Here is a 15,655-nt window from a genome sequence, read left to right as displayed (position 1 = left end):
TAGGTCGTAGACTCATAATTTTTCAACCAGATACAGACTGAAGCCAGTTTTACAGCGGCGAGGAAATTCTCCGGGTTTTTGTCATAGCGCGTTGCAATGCCCCGATAGTGCTTGAGCTTATTGAAGAAACGCTCGACGAGATTACGGTGTCGGTACAGCCATTTACTGAAGGTAAAGGACTGCTTGCGGTTGGCTTTTGGCGGAATATTGGCCCAAGCTCTGCGCGCTGTGGTGAAGGCACGAAGCGCGTCGGTATCATAGGCTTTGTCAGCGAGCAAGATCGCTTCCTCCTTGATGTCCTCAATCAGATCAAGGGCCGGTTTGCTGTCGTGGGTCTGTCCAGCAGTCAGCGAAAGCCTGATCGGCAGACCATCCGCATCGACGAGGGCGTGGATTTTGGTGGTCAGTCCACCCCGGGAACGGCCCATGCAGCCATCGTCCTGATCCCCCTTTTTGCCGTGGCCCCTTGTTGATGCACACGGACACAGCTGCTGTCGATCATAATGATGTCACCGTCATGGGCTTTGCTCACCGCCTCGAACAGTCGGTCCCACACCCCGGCCTTGCGCCAGCGGACAAACCGGTTGTAGCAGGTGGTGTAGGGACCATATCTTTCGGGAATGTCTGCCCACGGCGTTCCCGCCCGAAAGCGCCACAAGATGCCGTTGATCACCCGGCGGTCATCCACCCTAGGCACCCCGCGCGGCTTGTTCGGCAGCAAAGGCTCTATGATCGACCATTCATAATCTGTCAGTTCATACCGGCGGCGGCGCATCAAAACCTCCTCAATGATTTGAGAAGCGTTGAATCATATCTTCGCCTGTTTGGGAATCCCTTTTATGAGTTTACGGCCTAGGTGGTATTACGCGCCTAGGTCAGTCCGGTTCTCTTCCAGAAAACGTTTGGCGGCTTCCTGCATGACAATGCCGTATTGCAGCACAAAGCGGGCGGCCTTGCCGCTTTCCTTGGCGAGCAGTGTCTCAAGCATGCCAATTTGCGCATGGTGGTGATCGATGCGTTCGGCGATCAAGTCTTCGATCCGTTCCGGCGACACGGCTTCGGCGAACAGGAGGGCCGCGAGGAATTCTGATCGGTTCCTGTCCGGCTTTGGCGCGTGTGTCAGCGACGCCTCCAGCGCTTTGCGACCCGCCTGTGTCAGGCTGTATATCTTTTTATCAGGCCGGCTTTCCTGCGTTTCCGTGCGGCAGTCAATGAGACCTTCGTCCGTCAATTTGGTCAGGGCAGGATAGATGGAGCCATAGCTGGCTTCCGAGAAAAAGCTGAATGCTCCCTCCGCGACCATCTTTTTGATATCATATCCCGTAGTGTCACCAAGGCTGAGGATGCCAAGGCATAGGGTGCGAATATCCATGAATTGCCTTCACTGTCTTTATTATATCAATGCGAGATATATGAAGTGGGATTTTTTTCCAGCAATGTAAAGGTGTGTAAGCACATAAATAAAAGAGGTGCAAGTTGGCATCGCTTTTGCTTTGTAGGAATCCGAATAATCAGTTTTGCCGCGGAAATCCCTGTTAAGGGCGCGGGAAGCTGATAACAAGTATACAGAAGGGTGCCAGAAATGATCGCAGCACAGAAGTTTCCAACCGGTCAGGTCGCGAGAGGGGCAATTGTTGCCTGCTTCGCTTTCATCCTTGGTGGCTGTCAGTCCAGCAACCTTTGGCAGGGCGAAGAAGTGCTGGTTGAAGCCCGCCAGACAACGCTGGAGCGCAGTGTTGGCAACGTGTCTGAAAACCACCGGGAACTGAAGGACCGCTTTAACGCGCTTGAGCGGCTGTATGTTGACCTTGTCCGTAGCGTCCGCACGCAGAGCGAACATCTTCAGGCCATCGACCAGAAGTTGGCAAATTTCCAGAAAGATCCCGAAGTGGATGCCAACCTCAATAAGGTAAAAACCGAGCTGCAGGCCGTGCGTAAGGATATGAAGGCGATGGAAAATCGTCTGTATTCGGTTGAAGTAACCGACAGGCAGGCGGCTTATACCCCGCAGGCGAACAGTGTAGCGCCCACCGGATCGTCGCAAACCGGTGCGGATGCCGACCCGACGGCGGTGTCGTCAACGCCGGGCGCTGCTGCGCCAACGCCGGTTGAAAACCGTGCGCCAATGACCAGTCAAACCTATTATGGCGCGCACTTGGCGTCCTATCGGTCCAATGATCAGGTGTCATCTGGCTGGAACAGCCTTCTTAAGGCTTTTGGCAGTGAACTGACTGATCTCAAGCCGCTAATCTATACCCAAAGCCAGGAAGGCATTGGCACTTTCCTGCGTCTGATTGTTGGTCCGCTCGAGAGTGAAGGGGACGCGGAGGCACTTTGTGACCGTATCCGCGCAACGGGAGGCGAGCAATATTGCCGGGTCTCTGAGTATCAGGGCGAGCCGATCGGATAAAGGGTTTTACCAGCGCTTTATGTAGCGAGAATCCTGCGTTGAGATGTATCTGTGAAAAGGGAGCCCTGTGGCTCCTTTTCCATTAGATTTTAAAAAAAATGTCATTAAATCGCAATTGTTGCCGCAAGGCCTCTTGACAGCAGACGACAAATCCTGTCGGATGCTGCAACCTTCGCCACACTCAGGCGTGGTTAGTCAACTTGGGGAGGTGCGGCTAACCTGGGCGCTCTTGAGCAGCCACTGAGACGCGAAGGCCGGGCATACCTGGGGGTTCGCTCGGATTAGGCGCGGTGCTACGACCAATATTTTTTGGTTGTTCGCCGCGCCTTTCGCTATTTTACAGCATATCTATTCAAGGTGCTATTTGCGCTGGCGCATCACCAACTCACCACGATTGCATGGCGATATGCTTCACCATGTCGGGCGGGTGTCGGATGTTGGCTTAATCCATAATCATAAAAGTCTGTGGGCGCACCGTACCAGTGCGAGGGTTATGAAGCCGGCGGCGAAAAAGCATCATCAGCCGACGACCGACAATTCCCAAGCCGTCCTGCATGGACGCCATGCCGATACCACCAATCACAATGAACAACAGCAATGTAACAACGTGGGATAGATCAAGCATTTCCGCCTCCGTTCGTTTTTTGTTCTTTTATTGGTTTGAGAGGTGCGCGTCAAGAACAAAAAAAGAACAAATGTGAAATAGCAGCAACAGACAGTGCGCAATTTTGTTGTGTATGGGCGCGGGAGGGTGATACACAGGGGGCAAGTGAGCGGACGTGGTTCCGTGATAAAAATTATAACAAGAGAAAAAATATGTCGGTAGACCCGAGGGCCGAGGGCCCGGGGCAGGCGGTTGAAGGCGATGAAGAAAGCCGCCAGCACCAAAAGAGTGATGCAGCGAAGCGTAATAGGCGCCGTTCTCGTAGGCGAGGGCCAAAGAAGAACCGGCCGCAGCAAGCTGGCAGCGCCCCCGAGGGCGGAGATGCCAAGCGCCCTAACGAGCCCGCGCCGGTCGATGCCAAGGCACCTGCTGCCGACATGGCAGCTTCCCAGACCAGCAAGCCGAAACAGTTGAACGGTAATCCGCGCCGCCAGCCATATCCGCCAGTTAGGAGCGTTTATAGCGCCATTGACCTGGGCACCAATAACTGCCGCCTGTTGATCGCACGGCCAACGCGGGGTGGCTTCCGGGTGATCGATGCTTTTTCCCGGATTGTTCGGTTGGGGGAAGGGGTTTCAAACGGTAATCGTCTCTCGGACGCTGCTATGGACCGTACGGTTGAGGCGCTCAAGGTATGCGCAGAGAAAATCAACCGCCGTGGTGTCACCTGCATGCGCCATGTCGCGACAGAGGCCTGCCGTGTGGCCGATAACGCGGACGAGTTCATCGCGCGGGTAAAGCGGGAGACTGGGCTTAATCTGGATATTATTTCCGCGAAGGAAGAAGCCCGTCTTGCTGTCATGGGGTGCCAGTCGCTCATTGCCCCGGGTAACAGGCACGCGTTGGTGTTTGATATCGGTGGCGGTAGTACCGAATTGATATGGGTCCGGGTGCTGCCTGGAAATCGTTCAGAGATCAGCGGTTGGATGTCCATCCCGTGGGGCGTGGTAAACCTGTCCGAAAGTTATGGCACTATTGGTCAGACCGTTTCGGCTGATAGTTATGCGCAGATGGTTTCACTTGTCGAGGAACACCTGAAGGCGTTTGAACAAGCGCACCGGGTTGCCGACGTTGTAAAGCGACGCCAGACCCAGTTTTTGGGCACTTCGGGAACAGTCACGACGCTTGCCAGCCTGCATCTTAACTTACCGCGCTATGTGCGTGAAAAAGTGGACGGCGCATGGATGAAATCGCGGGATATTCACGCGCTGTCCCGTCAGGTTGCGGAAATGAGCCACCTTGAGCGCGCCGCGCAACCCTGTATTGGGCCGGAGCGTGCTGATCTTGTGGTAGCAGGCTGCGCCATCCTTGAGGCAATTCTCGGGATGTGGAATGTACCAAGCCTGCGCGTGGCAGACAGGGGTATCAGAGAAGGCATCCTACGTGGCATGATGCAGGTGGACGAACCGATCGCGCGGAACAGGCACCGCAGCCGCGCGCAAGGCAGTAACCGGGATAACAGGGCGAAGTCAAATGGCTAAAGGCTGGAATACACAATCGAACACACGAAGCCGGGCACGGGGTGCCAAGGTGCGGGTGAAAACAGCACGTGGGCGCAAAAGCTCAAGCACCCGGTGGCTACAACGCCAACTGAACGACCCCTATGTTGCCGAAGCCCGCAGGCTTGGTTATCGCAGCCGCGCGGCCTTCAAGCTTCTTGAACTTGATGAACGCTATGAACTGCTCAAGGGGGCCATGCGTATTGTCGACCTTGGCTGCGCCCCGGGTGGTTGGACACAGGTGATCACCGAACGGTGCCCGAAGGGCGCACAGGTGGTGGGCATCGACCTGCAGGAAGTGGAGCCCATCCCCGGCGCCAACATCTGGGTGATGGATTTTCTGGATGAAGGCGCGGAAGAACGCCTTATGGAAGCACTGGATGGCCCGGCTGATATCGTGCTATCCGACATGGCAAACTCTGCCACTGGCCATAAGCAGACGGACCACATGCGCACCATGGCGTTGTGTGAAGCCGCACTTGACTTTGCCATCAAGGTATTGGCGGAAGGCGGCACGTTTGCCGCTAAGGTCCTGCAGGGCGGCTCCGACAACGAACTGATGAAGCGCATGAAGCGACATTTTCGCACAGTCAAGCACACCAAACCGCCAGCCAGCCGGCAAGACAGCGTGGAATGGTTTGTGGTGGCACAGGGTTTCCGTCGGCATGCGCCCGGCGAAACGCGGGCAACTGACGACACCTGAAAAACGCCCCATCCGGATTAGTTTTCCCCTGTGGCAAGATTCACGTTGATTTTTGCCGCTGCTTGGGGTTATTGAACGGCGAATATCTTAAACCAGGGTTGGCCCGGAACCGCGAAAAGTGGCAGGGTCGCGCGCCTTTAGACGGCGCCCACTGATGAGCAGGAAAGCTAATGGATATTCGCCTCGGCCTTACTTTTGATGATGTTCTCCTTGTTCCGGCAGCAAGCGACGTAATGCCCGCGCAAGTCGATGTGCGGACCAATATCACCAAGACAATCGAACTCAATATGCCGCTTCTGAGCGCCGCGATGGACACGGTGACGGAAGCGCCGATGGCAATCGCCATGGCGCAGGCTGGCGGGATCGGCGTGTTGCACCGGAACGTGACCGAGGAAGAGCAGGCCGAGATGGTCCGTCAGGTCAAGAAGTTTGAATCCGGCATGGTGGTCAACCCTGTGACCATGTTCCCTGACCAGACACTGGCCGATGCGATGGAACTGATGAGCCGGTTCAAGATCTCCGGCATTCCGATTGTGGAGCGCAGCGACGGCGCTGGCCCCAAGAAGCTTTTTGGTATTGTCACCAACCGGGACGTGCGTTTCGCGACCCAGATGGATCAACCGGTATCAGAGCTGATGACCCGTGAGGTTGTTACCGTCAAGCAGGGCGTTTCTTCCGATGAAGCCAAGCGTCTGTTCCATCATCACCGTATCGAGAAACTCATTGTTGTTGATGACGACTATCGCTGCGTGGGCCTGATCACGGTCAAGGATATGGAAAAGGCCGTTGCCAACCCGCACTCGTGCAAGGATGCACAGGGACGCCTGCGAGTAGCCGCCGCCACCACGGTGGGCGACAAGGGGTATGAGCGCGCCGGTATGCTGGCGGACGCCGAGTGTGACTTGATCGTGCTGGATACCGCGCACGGCCATTCATCCCGCGTGATTGAGCAGGTTGAGAAGATCAAGAAAACCTGGGGCAACGTGCAGCTTGTTGCCGGTAACGTTGCCACGGCCGCTGCGGCGGAGGCGCTGATCGGTGCCGGTGCGGACTGTATCAAGGTTGGTATTGGCCCGGGCTCCATCTGTACCACACGGGTTGTGGCGGGTGTTGGCGTGCCGCAGTTGACAGCGGTGAGTGACGTTGCAAGCGTTGCCGTCAAACACGGCATCCCGATAATTGCCGATGGTGGGTTGCGGACGTCAGGTGATGTCGCCAAAGCGATCGCGGCGGGTGCCAGCGCCTGCATGGTGGGCTCGCTGCTGGCGGGTACCGAGGAGGCGCCGGGGGAAGTGTTCCTCTATCAGGGCCGTTCCTATAAGGCATACCGCGGCATGGGGTCCGTGGGGGCGATGGCACGGGGGTCCGCTGACCGCTACTTCCAGGACGACGTGAAAGACACGCTGAAGCTTGTGCCAGAGGGTGTTGAAGGGCAGGTACCCTATAAAGGCCTGGCGGCCAACGTGCTGCACCAGCTTGTAGGCGGTCTGCGTGCATCCATGGGCTATACGGGCAACCGTACCATTGACGAGATGCGTAAAAACGCCAGCTTTGTGCGTATCACCAACTCGGGTCTCAAGGAAAGCCACGTGCATGATGTGACCATCACGCGTGAATCGCCAAACTACCCGACAAAATAAGCGAAAAACATGCAACCATCCGCGCGACTTGCCGCCGCCATTGAGATTCTGGCATCCATTGAGGTGGCAATCATGGCGCGCGGTTTGCCCGCCGACCGTTTGGTTGCCGACTATTTCCGTGCCCGCCGTTTCGCAGGCTCGAAGGACAAACGCGCGATATCGGACATGGTTTATGGCGTGTTGCGCCAACGCGAAGTGCTGCTGTGGGCGCTGGAGGAAGCAACACTATCGGTGGACGGCCGTTCGCTGTTGATCGCCTATCTCTGCAGGCATGACGCGGAATCCCTTGGTTTATTTGGTGGGGATGACAAGTTTGCACCGCCTGCGCCTAGTGGCGTGGAGGAGTCAGGGATAACAACCCTGAAATCGCTGAATTGGGCCACAGCCCCGGTGGAGGCGCGCTGCAATGTGCCTGCTTGGGCTGCGGCTGGCTTGCACCAGCGCTTTGGCGCTGACTTCGAAACCGCCATGGCGGCTTTCCATGAAACAGCGCCGCTGGATATCCGGATTAACGCACTCAAAGACGTCGGTTTAGATATAAAGTCAAAACTTAGTATACCGCTTGAAGCCATTGAAAAAAATAAATATTCCAGCTTTGGATACCGCATTCATGCGCGCGTGAACCTTGGGGCTGACAAGTCCTACCGGGGCGGCTATATCGAGGTGCAGGACGAAGCCGCGCAGGTGGCGTCCGCCCTTGTGGCGGCGGAGCCTGGGCATCAGGTGGTTGACCTTTGCGCCGGTGGTGGCGGCAAAAGCCTCGCCGTGGCGGCCGACATGGCGAACAAGGGACAGATCCACGCATTTGATATCTCGGGTAAGCGGCTGGCAGATTTCCGACACCGTATCCAGCGCGCGGGTGTGCGCAATATTCAGGTCACCCGCCTTGCGCCTGAGGGCAGCGGACGAAAGTCAGCCTTGCAGGACCTTGTGGGCAGGGCGGACCGGGTCGTGGTGGACGTGCCCTGCACCGGTACCGGGACATGGCGCCGCAGCCCGGACCAGCGCTGGCGGTTTGATGAAACGAGCCTCGCGGAGATCAATAAACTGCAAGCCACGATTCTGAGGGAGGCCGCGTCGCTGGTGAAGGTGCGCGGGCGGCTGGTTTACATGACCTGCTCGCTGTTGCCTGCCGAGAATGAACAGATAATTCAAGGCTTTATGAAGCAGGCGGCCGACGGCTGGAAACTGCTTGATTACCGCGATATCTGGCGTGCCGTTCTGGCAAGCGCGGTGCCGGATACAGTATCGCAGGAGCCAAAATGCCTGCAGTTCGCTCCGCATAGCCATGGGACGGACGGCTTTTTTGTCGCACTTCTTGAACGGCAGGCTTAGCCATAAAAAGCGCGCATTGTTTACCAATTCTTTGCGATATGGGGCGTAAGCTCAAGAAATAATGACTTTGTCGCACGCCGTGAACGCTCTACCTAAAAAGGAAGACAGCGCGCGCCGAAGCGGGTATCGTCATGAAATTGGAACAGTGATGAGGTAAGCATGCGTATTCGACACTTGGTAATGATTTCGGCCTTAATGGGTGCGGTAGCAAGCCCTGCTTTTGCGCAGACCGCAGAGAAATACCGCTTGCTTTCCAGTGAGTTGGTGACAAAGGCGCAACATTCCCTGAATGCAGAAAAAGCGCATGATGCACAGATGCTTTATGAGCGCGCGCTGGTGGCGAACCCGGCGAACGTGGATGCGCTGATTGGCCTTGGCCGGGCGCACGAGGCGCAGGGCCATGTGGGCAGCGGGCTCAAATATTACCGCAAAGCGCTGGAGATTGAACCCAACGACAAGGATGCGCTTGAAGTACAGGCCATTGCATTTTTGAAGCGCAACCTGGCAGCGAAAGCTGAGGGAAACCGCGAAAAACTGGCGCGCCTTTGCCAGGCTGGCTGCGCCGAACTTGAGGCGGTTGATACCGCGATCGAGGAATATCGCGCCAAGCAGGCCAGTGCCGACCTGGCCAACGAAGGCTGAAACCAGCGGCCATACGAATGAAACGAGGGCGCGTCAAGGCGCCCTTTTTTTTGTGCGAAAAACCGTGCGATATCTGTGCGGGAAAACCCGGGTTTTGTGTAAAAAGTGTGCGAAATATGTGCGGGAATCGTGCGGCGCATCGCGCGCCGGTCTTCACCTGCTTATTTCGGCTTCAGTGTATCATGATTGTTGATGACATGCGACCATACATAGTCGGCCATCGGGGCGATGATCAGGTCTTCGGTATCGATGACCGGCGCTTCTGCTTCCATGCGGCAAATACCGCTCCATGATGTGATGCCACCAAATTCCGCGAAGCTGACAGCAAAAGTCACCGCTACGGCGTAATGACGGTCGCCAGTTTCCCGGCCATTCGAATTGACAAACCCGGTCAGTGGGAAGGAACGCTCGGGCAGGCTTTTCGGGAAATACCGCCCGGTGATTTGGCCGCTTTCCCGGTCAATGTTGTCAAAACTGACGGTGGCACCGAGGTTGGTTGTCCATTCACCATGCAGGTCCCAACAGTCACGGGCGGCGGCGGGCAGGGTGCTGAATAGCGTCAAAAAAAAGCCGCTCGCTACAGGACCCACCAGCGAATATGGCAAGGCCGGTTTCATAAAGTCCTCTCCCCGACGTCATTTTTTGTCAGGCGCGTTGCCTTTCATGGTGAAGGTATAGTCCGGCAAGCCAAGGCCGATATCAAGATGGCTGACGCTGACAAGCTCGCTATAGGTGATGCGAGGTTCCAGGCCCTTGGAGGGCAGGCCATAGCCGTCAATCTCTGTTTCGCACAATGATGCAACCTGAACCCGCTCACCATCGCGGTTCAATAGCGGCAGCGTAAGATATTCCGCCCGAATACGCTTCCCTGTTTCCATAACCAGTATGTCGCAGGCGTACCCCCCGGCGGGGTGATCAAGCAGCGCTTCGTAAAAGGCAACCATGGCGTCTCCGGCATTGCGTTCCGCCACATCATAAATACTGGCGCCGGTGAGGTTGCGGTCAAACAGTGCGTCCATGGCCGTGCCACTCATTTTCACCCGCAGGTCGCCGGGCCCGATCCGTTCAAAGACAACAAGATGCGCTGACAATGCCCGCAAAACCGGCAAGCCAAGCTGCCGCCGGTAGGGGATACCGCCGTCATTGTCTTCGCGCGCGGCCTGCCAGACATCATAGAAGCGGCACAGGTTCGTCGGCATGGTGGGCCATGTCTCAGGTAGTGGACGCATTTTCCTCACGGCAAGTTGGCTTTCATTCCCCCTATGGTAGCAGGCAAGCGGATAAAGTCACAAAAAAAAGGCAGCAAAAGCTGCCTTCTTGTCTTTCTTACGTTAAAAGACCTAGCGGAAAGTGCCCGGCCAGTCGGCGGCGAGATAGGTGAACACCACCCATGCCGCTACATTTTGCCGGAGCGCGACCGGGTCCACTTTGTCGAGCGTGTCGTCGGCGGTGTGGTGCAGGTCAAAATAGTCGGTGCCGTCCTGCATCAGGTCCACAACCGGCATGCCGACCTTGCCAAGCTGGCCCACGTCAGGCCCGCCATATGCCTTGCGGTCCGCGCGCACCACGCCAAGGGGCCCCATGAGTGCGGCCATTTTGTCCACCACATGCAAGGCGGCGGGGTTCACGGTTGAGGCCAAAGCCCACACAGGCCCGGCACCAAAATCGGATTCACCGCCGATGATGTGCTTGTCGATGTCCTTGCCTTCATGGGCTTCGGCATATTGGCGTGCACCAATAAGGCCCAGTTCTTCAGCCGAGAACAGGATCACGCGGATAGACCGGCGCGGGCGCTTTGGCGCCATATCCTGGATGAGATTGGCGGCGGCCATGGTGATGGCAACGCCCGCGCCGTCATCAATGGCACCGGTGCCCAGGTCCCAGCTGTCCAGATGGCTGCCCAGCACAACAAATTCGTCCGGTGCTTCACTGCCGGTGACCTCACCGATCACGTTGAACATCTCAACCGGCTCTTCCATCGTTGTCTGGATCGTCAGGTCCAGCCGGACGGTCTCACCATAGCCGAGGATGCGCACCAGTTGGTCTGCATCGGGGTTGGAGAGCGCAGCTGCCGCAATTTTGGGGGCGTCTTCCTCATAGTTCACGCCGCCTGTGTGGGGCAGGCGGTGAGTGTCTGTCCCGATTGAGCGGATAAGGATGGCCTTGGCCCCCTTTCTGGCGGCTTCGGACGCCCCGGCACCACGTGCCCTGACGGCAGGGCCGTAGCCCGCGCCAGTCTTGAAGCGTTCCATACGGTTGGAGATGAAAACGATCTTGCCTTCAACCTCAGACGCGTCGGCGGCCTTGAGGTCCTCAAAGGTGGCGAAATGCGCCACCTCGGCCTGCACACCACCCTCGGGCGTGGAGACAGACTTGCCAAGCGCCGTGATCGTCAGCGGCTGCGCAAACGGCTCTGCCACATGGGCGCTCTCAGACAGGCGGGTCCATTTGGGCACCATCACCGGTTCTTTCCAAACCCGGTCAAACCCGAGTTCGAGGAATTTGGCCACGGCCCAGGCTTGCGCTTCGGCTTCCTTCGGGCTGGCGGCCAGGCGCGCGCCCACCTCGGTGGTCAGGGAGGCCAGAAGCTCATAGGCCTCGTCATTCTCCAGCGCCTTGTCGCGCAGCACTTTGGCTGTTTCGACACTTTCATCGGCCAGTGGCACAAGCTCTGCCGCGGTCGCCATGCCGCCCAGTGCCATGCTCAGCGCGGCTGCCGTCAGAATATTTTTCATTGTCATGAATGCCCTCAATCTGTCTGTGCAAGAAAGACGGGAGAGTGGCGTGGAAATGGGGGATGGTCAAGAGAGCGGGATGATCACGAGGGTGTGAGAAGCCCCCGGCCTTATGTAGCAAGGCCTTACCAGCCATCATGCCCGCGTGTGAAAGGTGTCCAGAATGGTGGGCTGGAGCGGGACGAAAACATCGTCTGGGCTTCCGCCTGCGCGGGAGTGGCGCGTGGTGGGAGGGGAGAGACTTGAGCAATGTCTACCGTTTGACTTGTAACTTGGTTAATGTTGGCGGAGTTTGGCTTGTGGAAAAAGGGAGGATCACAATGGCGGATGCACTAGGTAAAGTTGGTTGGCTGGACATCACGACTGATGACGCGTCAGGGCTGAAGGATTTTTACAAGGATGTGGTCGGCTGGGGTGTTGAGGCCGTCAGCATGGGCGACTATGACGACTATGTCATGATGGATAGCGCGGGCGACGCCGTCGGCGGCATCTGCCACGCGCGTGGCGGCAACAAGGGTGTGCCGCCGGGGTGGATGCCATATTTCACCGTGGCATCGATGGATGACGCGTTGAAAGTGGCTGAGGCCGCGGGCGGCACCATCGTTGACGGTCCGCGCGGTGCAGGCGGCGGCACCATGGCGATCCTGCGTGACCCTGCTGGCTGCCATTTTGCACTGTATCAGAGCTAGAATGCTACATTCGCACAGTCATGCCGGAGAGAGAAAGGCAGATGAACCAAGGGGAAACCCCACCTGGACACCTGCCGGCGTGGGAGTGACACCAAGAAAAGCACGAACGACGGTTAAGACGTGAGAGTAGTGGCTGAGGCCATTACCCCTCAACCGTCGCTTTCCAAGCTTCAAGGGCTTCCAGCGCCCGGCGGCTCATCGCCGGTTTGCGTTCTTTCTTGTAGACCTTGCCTTCAAGGGGCGGGAACAGGCCGAAGTTCACATTCATTGGCTGGAAGGTCTTGGCGTCGGCGCCGCCGGTGATGTGGCTGATAAGCGCGCCAAAAGCCGTGGTCGCGGGCGGTGTGGTAGGCGTGAGGCCCTTGCGTTCCATGGCGGCCATGCGGCCGGCCATCAGGCCCATGGCGGCCGATTCCACATAGCCTTCCACACCGGTGACTTGCCCTGCGAACCTGAGGCGCGGGTCTGCCTTCATGCGCATCATGCCGTCCAGCACCTTGGGGCTGTTGAGGAAGGTGTTTCTGTGCAGGCCGCCAAGGCGGAAGAAAGTGGCATTCTCAAGCCCCGGGATCTTTTTGAAAATGCGTTGCTGTTCGCCATATTTCAGCTTGGTCTGGAAGCCGACCATGTTGTAGAGCGTGCCCAGCTTGTTATCCTGCCGTAGTTGCACCACGGCATAGGGTTTTTCGTCCCAGTGCGGGCAGGTGAGGCCCACCGGTTTCATTGGGCCATAGCGCAAGGTTTCCGGCCCGCGTTCGGCCATCACCTCGATGGGCATGCAGCCTTCAAAATAGGGCGTGTCTTTCTCCCACTGTTTGAAGTCCGTCTTCTCGCCGGTGTTGAGGTCATGGATGAACTCTTCATACTGCGCGCGGGTCATTGGCAGGTTGATATAGTCCGCGCCGTCGCCCTTATCGTACCGGCTCTGGAACCATGCGACATCAAAGTTGATGCTGTCCTTGTCCACAATCGGGGCGATGGCGTCAAAAAACGCAAGGCTGTCTTCACCGCATAGTTCCAGCACGGCTTCACTGAGCGCGGGGCTGGTGAGTGGGCCGGTGGCGATGATGACATTGTCCCATTCTGCGGGCGGCAGGCCCTCAATCTCGCCACGCTCGATAGTGATATTGGGGTGACTGTTGAGGAGGCCGGTAACTTCTTCCGAGAAACCGTCGCGGTCCACCGCAAGGGCGGAACCCGCGGGCACCTTGTGCTTTTCCGCCGCTGTCATGATGATGGAGCCAAGGCGGCGCATTTCCTCATGTAACAGGCCCACGGCGTTGTTGACGGCGTCGTCCGAGCGGAACGAGTTGGAGCATACAAGCTCCGCCAGACCATCGGTGTGGTGGGCGTCGGTCTTGCGGACGGGGCGCATTTCATGCAGCACCACGGGCACGCCTGCCTCTGCCGCCTGCCACGCCGCTTCCGAGCCCGCAAGCCCGCCACCAATGATGTGGATTTCCTTCAACGCATTTGTCATACCGTTACACCTTACTCTTTTTCGCATCAGACATGCCTAGTTTGCGCGCATGTTTACTGGACTTTGGGCCAATATGTAAGCCAAAAAGGCTGTCATGACCACCATAGTGGTTGCGGCTTTATCAAGGGGGATGGCGTGGCGCTTTCTGCACGCGATATATTCGAGACCTTAAGTGAATGGCCACACCGGGGTGTGGGCACGGAAGAGGAAATGGAAGCGCGCGAAATGCTGATGGCGAAGCTGTCGGGCGAGATTGATGTGGACGTGAATGAAGAAGGCTTTTTCACCCCGCGCAGTTACCTGCCGTTTTTCTGGCTGATCGCCCTGGGCCAATGCTTTTTTGTGCTGTTGGCGGGTTTTGCCCCGCTGGTGATGATGGTCGGCGGGTTGATGCTGCTTCTGAGCCACCTGTGGTTTTTTGACTGGCGCGTGGCGCGGCTTGTGTGGCTGACAGCGCGCTCCACAACAGCGAACCTTGTGGCGCGCAAGGGCGCGGGCCGGCGGCTTTTCATCCTGATGGCGCATATCGACAGCGCCCCGGCGTCCTTTGCCTACCGGCCGCAGCAGGTGAAACACTTCAAGCTTAATATCTGGCTGGCAACGGGTATTGTCTCCTTTGGTGTGTGGGTGCCGTTGGCGACCCTGTCGGGTATTGATGTGCCCATGGCGGTGCAGGGCTTTTGTGCGCTTGCTTTGGTGGTGCAAGGGGTGCTGGCCAGTGTGGATTATTGGCGGTTTGGCTATACACCCGGCGCCAATGACAACCTGACGGGTATTGCCGCCGCCACAGAGGTGGCGAGCCGCCTGTGGGCCAACATGCCGGATGACAGCGAGGTGCGGCTGGTGATTACCTCGGCTGAGGAAGCCGGGATGCTGGGCGCGCAGCATTACTGGGAGCAGCATGAGGCAGAGCTGCATGCCCGTGAAACCCATGTGCTGAACTTTGATACCGTTGGTTTTGGCAGGTTGGCTTATGTGATTGAAAGCGGGGGTTTTACACCGGTTTATTATGACACGCCGCTGGCGCACGCTGCCCACGCGCTGGTAAAACTGAATAAGAAGTTTGAGCATATCGGCCCCGCGCGCCACAAGGTGGGTGACTTTGACAGCGTGTGGTTTGTGCGGGACGGTATTTCCGCACTGACACTTGCGGCCTATGACGAGCACGGCCATATGCCGCATATCCACACCATGGAAGACAGTGTGGAAAAGATAGAGCTTGACCGGGTGGAAGAGGCCGCGCGCTTTGGCGAGGCGATCATCCGCCTTGTGCCCAAACGGGGGCAAAAACAGCGCAAGGCGCGAGGGAGCAGACCATGACAGCAGATGATATTCTCTATTTCTGGTTCACGGAGGCCGGGCCGGAGGCGTGGTGGAAAAAATCAAAAGCCTTTGATGATCTGGTCCGGCGGCGGTTTCTCGCGCTTTATGAAGCCGCGGCACGGGGCGAGCTGTGGCACTGGCGCGCGCGGCCTGAGGGTCGGCTGGCGGAAATCATCGTGCTGGACCAGTTTCCGCGCAACATGTTCCGCGACAGTGGCCGGGCCTTTGCCGCCGACGCGCTCGCGCTTGTGCTGTCGCAAGAAGCGGTGCGCCTTCGTGTGGGGCAAGGCTGGGACGCCGAACGCCGATCGTTCCTTTACATGCCCTATATGCACAGTGAAAGCCGCGCGGTTCACACGGAAGCCCTGCGTCTGTTCTCAGAACCCGGGCTTGATGAAAACCTCGATTTTGAACATAAGCACAAAACCATTATCGACCGCTTTGGCCGTTATCCGCACCGGAACACAGCGCTGGGCCGGGAGAGCACGCCAGAGGAAATCGAGTTTCTCAACCAGCCGGGCAGCAGTTTCTAGGC

16 protein-coding genes are annotated in these 15,655 nt (G+C 57.7%); 9 read left to right on the top strand and 7 right to left on the bottom strand.

Features of this window, described 5'->3' with window-relative positions; translation table 11 throughout:
• Both OEU85_RS12520 and OEU85_RS12515 read right to left on the bottom strand, forming a co-directional pair.
• A protein-coding gene (locus OEU85_RS12520) for an IS5 family transposase (RefSeq protein WP_262689381.1) occupies positions 1-775 on the bottom strand; the annotation gives its coding sequence in 2 pieces (ribosomal slippage) (positions 1-460 and positions 460-775; 776 coding nt annotated over the 2 pieces). This gene is flagged as partial in the annotation.
• A gap of 87 nt (positions 776-862) precedes the next feature.
• Entirely contained in the window at positions 863-1,372 is a 510-nt protein-coding gene (locus OEU85_RS12515; RefSeq protein ID WP_262691819.1) for a PadR family transcriptional regulator, read from the bottom strand.
• A gap of 210 nt (positions 1,373-1,582) precedes the next feature.
• Between OEU85_RS12515 and OEU85_RS12510 the strand changes: the two genes are divergently transcribed.
• Complete coding sequence (locus tag OEU85_RS12510) at positions 1,583-2,410, top strand: SPOR domain-containing protein (protein WP_262691818.1); 828 nt, start codon at positions 1,583-1,585, stop codon at positions 2,408-2,410.
• Positions 2,411-2,852: 442 nt separating this feature from the next.
• Here OEU85_RS12510 and OEU85_RS12505 read toward each other — a convergent pair whose 3' ends face one another.
• On the bottom strand, positions 2,853-3,035 hold the full coding sequence (locus OEU85_RS12505; protein WP_262691817.1) for a hypothetical protein: 183 nt from the start codon (positions 3,033-3,035) through the stop codon (positions 2,853-2,855).
• A gap of 191 nt (positions 3,036-3,226) precedes the next feature.
• On the opposite strand from OEU85_RS12505, the gene OEU85_RS12500 reads away from it, so the two are divergent.
• From OEU85_RS12500 to OEU85_RS12480, 5 genes are all read left to right on the top strand, one after another.
• Complete coding sequence (locus OEU85_RS12500; protein WP_262691816.1) at positions 3,227-4,555, top strand: Ppx/GppA phosphatase family protein; 1,329 nt, start codon at positions 3,227-3,229, stop codon at positions 4,553-4,555.
• Entirely contained in the window at positions 4,548-5,276 is a 729-nt protein-coding gene (locus tag OEU85_RS12495) for an RlmE family RNA methyltransferase (protein WP_262691815.1), read from the top strand. Before OEU85_RS12500 ends, OEU85_RS12495 begins: the two co-directional genes overlap by 8 nt.
• 170 nt (positions 5,277-5,446) lie before the next feature.
• Positions 5,447-6,916, top strand: a complete 1,470-nt coding sequence (guaB, locus tag OEU85_RS12490; protein ID WP_262691814.1) for an IMP dehydrogenase — start codon at positions 5,447-5,449, stop codon at positions 6,914-6,916.
• A 9-nt stretch (positions 6,917-6,925) separates the two neighbouring features.
• A complete protein-coding gene (locus OEU85_RS12485) occupies positions 6,926-8,251 on the top strand; it encodes an RsmB/NOP family class I SAM-dependent RNA methyltransferase (RefSeq protein WP_262691813.1) in 1,326 nt (441 codons plus the stop codon).
• 159 nt (positions 8,252-8,410) lie between these two features.
• The gene (locus OEU85_RS12480) at positions 8,411-8,893 is read left to right on the top strand and encodes a tetratricopeptide repeat protein (protein WP_262691811.1); all 483 of its coding nucleotides are present in this window, start codon (positions 8,411-8,413) and stop codon (positions 8,891-8,893) included.
• A gap of 161 nt (positions 8,894-9,054) precedes the next feature.
• Here OEU85_RS12480 and OEU85_RS12475 read toward each other — a convergent pair whose 3' ends face one another.
• From OEU85_RS12475 to OEU85_RS12465, 3 genes are all read right to left on the bottom strand, one after another.
• A complete protein-coding gene (locus tag OEU85_RS12475) occupies positions 9,055-9,510 on the bottom strand; it encodes an avidin/streptavidin family protein (RefSeq protein WP_262691809.1) in 456 nt (151 codons plus the stop codon).
• An 18-nt stretch (positions 9,511-9,528) separates the two neighbouring features.
• On the bottom strand, positions 9,529-10,122 hold the full coding sequence (locus tag OEU85_RS12470) for a PAS domain-containing protein (protein WP_262691808.1): 594 nt from the start codon (positions 10,120-10,122) through the stop codon (positions 9,529-9,531).
• Positions 10,123-10,233: 111 nt separating this feature from the next.
• Positions 10,234-11,634, bottom strand: coding sequence for a M20/M25/M40 family metallo-hydrolase (locus OEU85_RS12465; RefSeq protein WP_262691807.1), 1,401 nt, complete (start codon positions 11,632-11,634; stop codon positions 10,234-10,236).
• Between the two features lie 314 nt (positions 11,635-11,948).
• Here OEU85_RS12465 and OEU85_RS12460 point away from each other — a divergent pair, with 314 nt between their 5' ends.
• A complete protein-coding gene (locus tag OEU85_RS12460) occupies positions 11,949-12,317 on the top strand; it encodes a VOC family protein (RefSeq protein WP_262691806.1) in 369 nt (122 codons plus the stop codon).
• Between the two features lie 142 nt (positions 12,318-12,459).
• On the opposite strand, the gene trmFO is transcribed toward OEU85_RS12460, so the two are convergent.
• The gene (gene trmFO, locus OEU85_RS12455) at positions 12,460-13,797 is read right to left on the bottom strand and encodes a methylenetetrahydrofolate--tRNA-(uracil(54)-C(5))-methyltransferase (FADH(2)-oxidizing) TrmFO (RefSeq protein WP_262691805.1); all 1,338 of its coding nucleotides are present in this window, start codon (positions 13,795-13,797) and stop codon (positions 12,460-12,462) included.
• 135 nt (positions 13,798-13,932) lie between these two features.
• Between trmFO and OEU85_RS12450 the strand changes: the two genes are divergently transcribed.
• Together OEU85_RS12450 and OEU85_RS12445 are read left to right on the top strand one after the other, a co-directional pair.
• Entirely contained in the window at positions 13,933-15,117 is a 1,185-nt protein-coding gene (locus OEU85_RS12450; protein ID WP_262691804.1) for a M28 family metallopeptidase, read from the top strand.
• Positions 15,114-15,653, top strand: a complete 540-nt coding sequence (locus OEU85_RS12445; protein WP_262691803.1) for a DUF924 family protein — start codon at positions 15,114-15,116, stop codon at positions 15,651-15,653. Before OEU85_RS12450 ends, OEU85_RS12445 begins: the two co-directional genes overlap by 4 nt.
• Positions 15,654-15,655: the final 2 nt, after the last annotated feature.

Origin of the sequence: Kordiimonas aestuarii (genome assembly GCF_025574465.1) — a bacterium.
GTDB lineage: Bacteria > Pseudomonadota > Alphaproteobacteria > Sphingomonadales > Kordiimonadaceae > Kordiimonas > Kordiimonas aestuarii.
Note: the sequence above shows the minus strand (reverse complement) of the source record. Positions and strands in the feature narration are given on the sequence as shown.

Coding starts and splice junctions, on each gene's coding strand:
- OEU85_RS12515 (WP_262691819.1), bottom strand. CDS start 1,372: ATGGATATTCGCACCCTATGCCTTGGCATCCTCAGCCTTGGTGACACT.
- OEU85_RS12510 (WP_262691818.1), top strand. CDS start 1,583: ATGATCGCAGCACAGAAGTTTCCAACCGGTCAGGTCGCGAGAGGGGCA.
- OEU85_RS12505 (WP_262691817.1), bottom strand. CDS start 3,035: ATGCTTGATCTATCCCACGTTGTTACATTGCTGTTGTTCATTGTGATT.
- OEU85_RS12500 (WP_262691816.1), top strand. CDS start 3,227: ATGTCGGTAGACCCGAGGGCCGAGGGCCCGGGGCAGGCGGTTGAAGGC.
- OEU85_RS12495 (WP_262691815.1), top strand. CDS start 4,548: ATGGCTAAAGGCTGGAATACACAATCGAACACACGAAGCCGGGCACGG.
- guaB (WP_262691814.1), top strand. CDS start 5,447: ATGGATATTCGCCTCGGCCTTACTTTTGATGATGTTCTCCTTGTTCCG.
- OEU85_RS12485 (WP_262691813.1), top strand. CDS start 6,926: ATGCAACCATCCGCGCGACTTGCCGCCGCCATTGAGATTCTGGCATCC.
- OEU85_RS12480 (WP_262691811.1), top strand. CDS start 8,411: ATGCGTATTCGACACTTGGTAATGATTTCGGCCTTAATGGGTGCGGTA.
- OEU85_RS12475 (WP_262691809.1), bottom strand. CDS start 9,510: ATGAAACCGGCCTTGCCATATTCGCTGGTGGGTCCTGTAGCGAGCGGC.
- OEU85_RS12470 (WP_262691808.1), bottom strand. CDS start 10,122: ATGCGTCCACTACCTGAGACATGGCCCACCATGCCGACGAACCTGTGC.
- OEU85_RS12465 (WP_262691807.1), bottom strand. CDS start 11,634: ATGACAATGAAAAATATTCTGACGGCAGCCGCGCTGAGCATGGCACTG.
- OEU85_RS12460 (WP_262691806.1), top strand. CDS start 11,949: ATGGCGGATGCACTAGGTAAAGTTGGTTGGCTGGACATCACGACTGAT.
- trmFO (WP_262691805.1), bottom strand. CDS start 13,797: ATGACAAATGCGTTGAAGGAAATCCACATCATTGGTGGCGGGCTTGCG.
- OEU85_RS12445 (WP_262691803.1), top strand. CDS start 15,114: ATGACAGCAGATGATATTCTCTATTTCTGGTTCACGGAGGCCGGGCCG.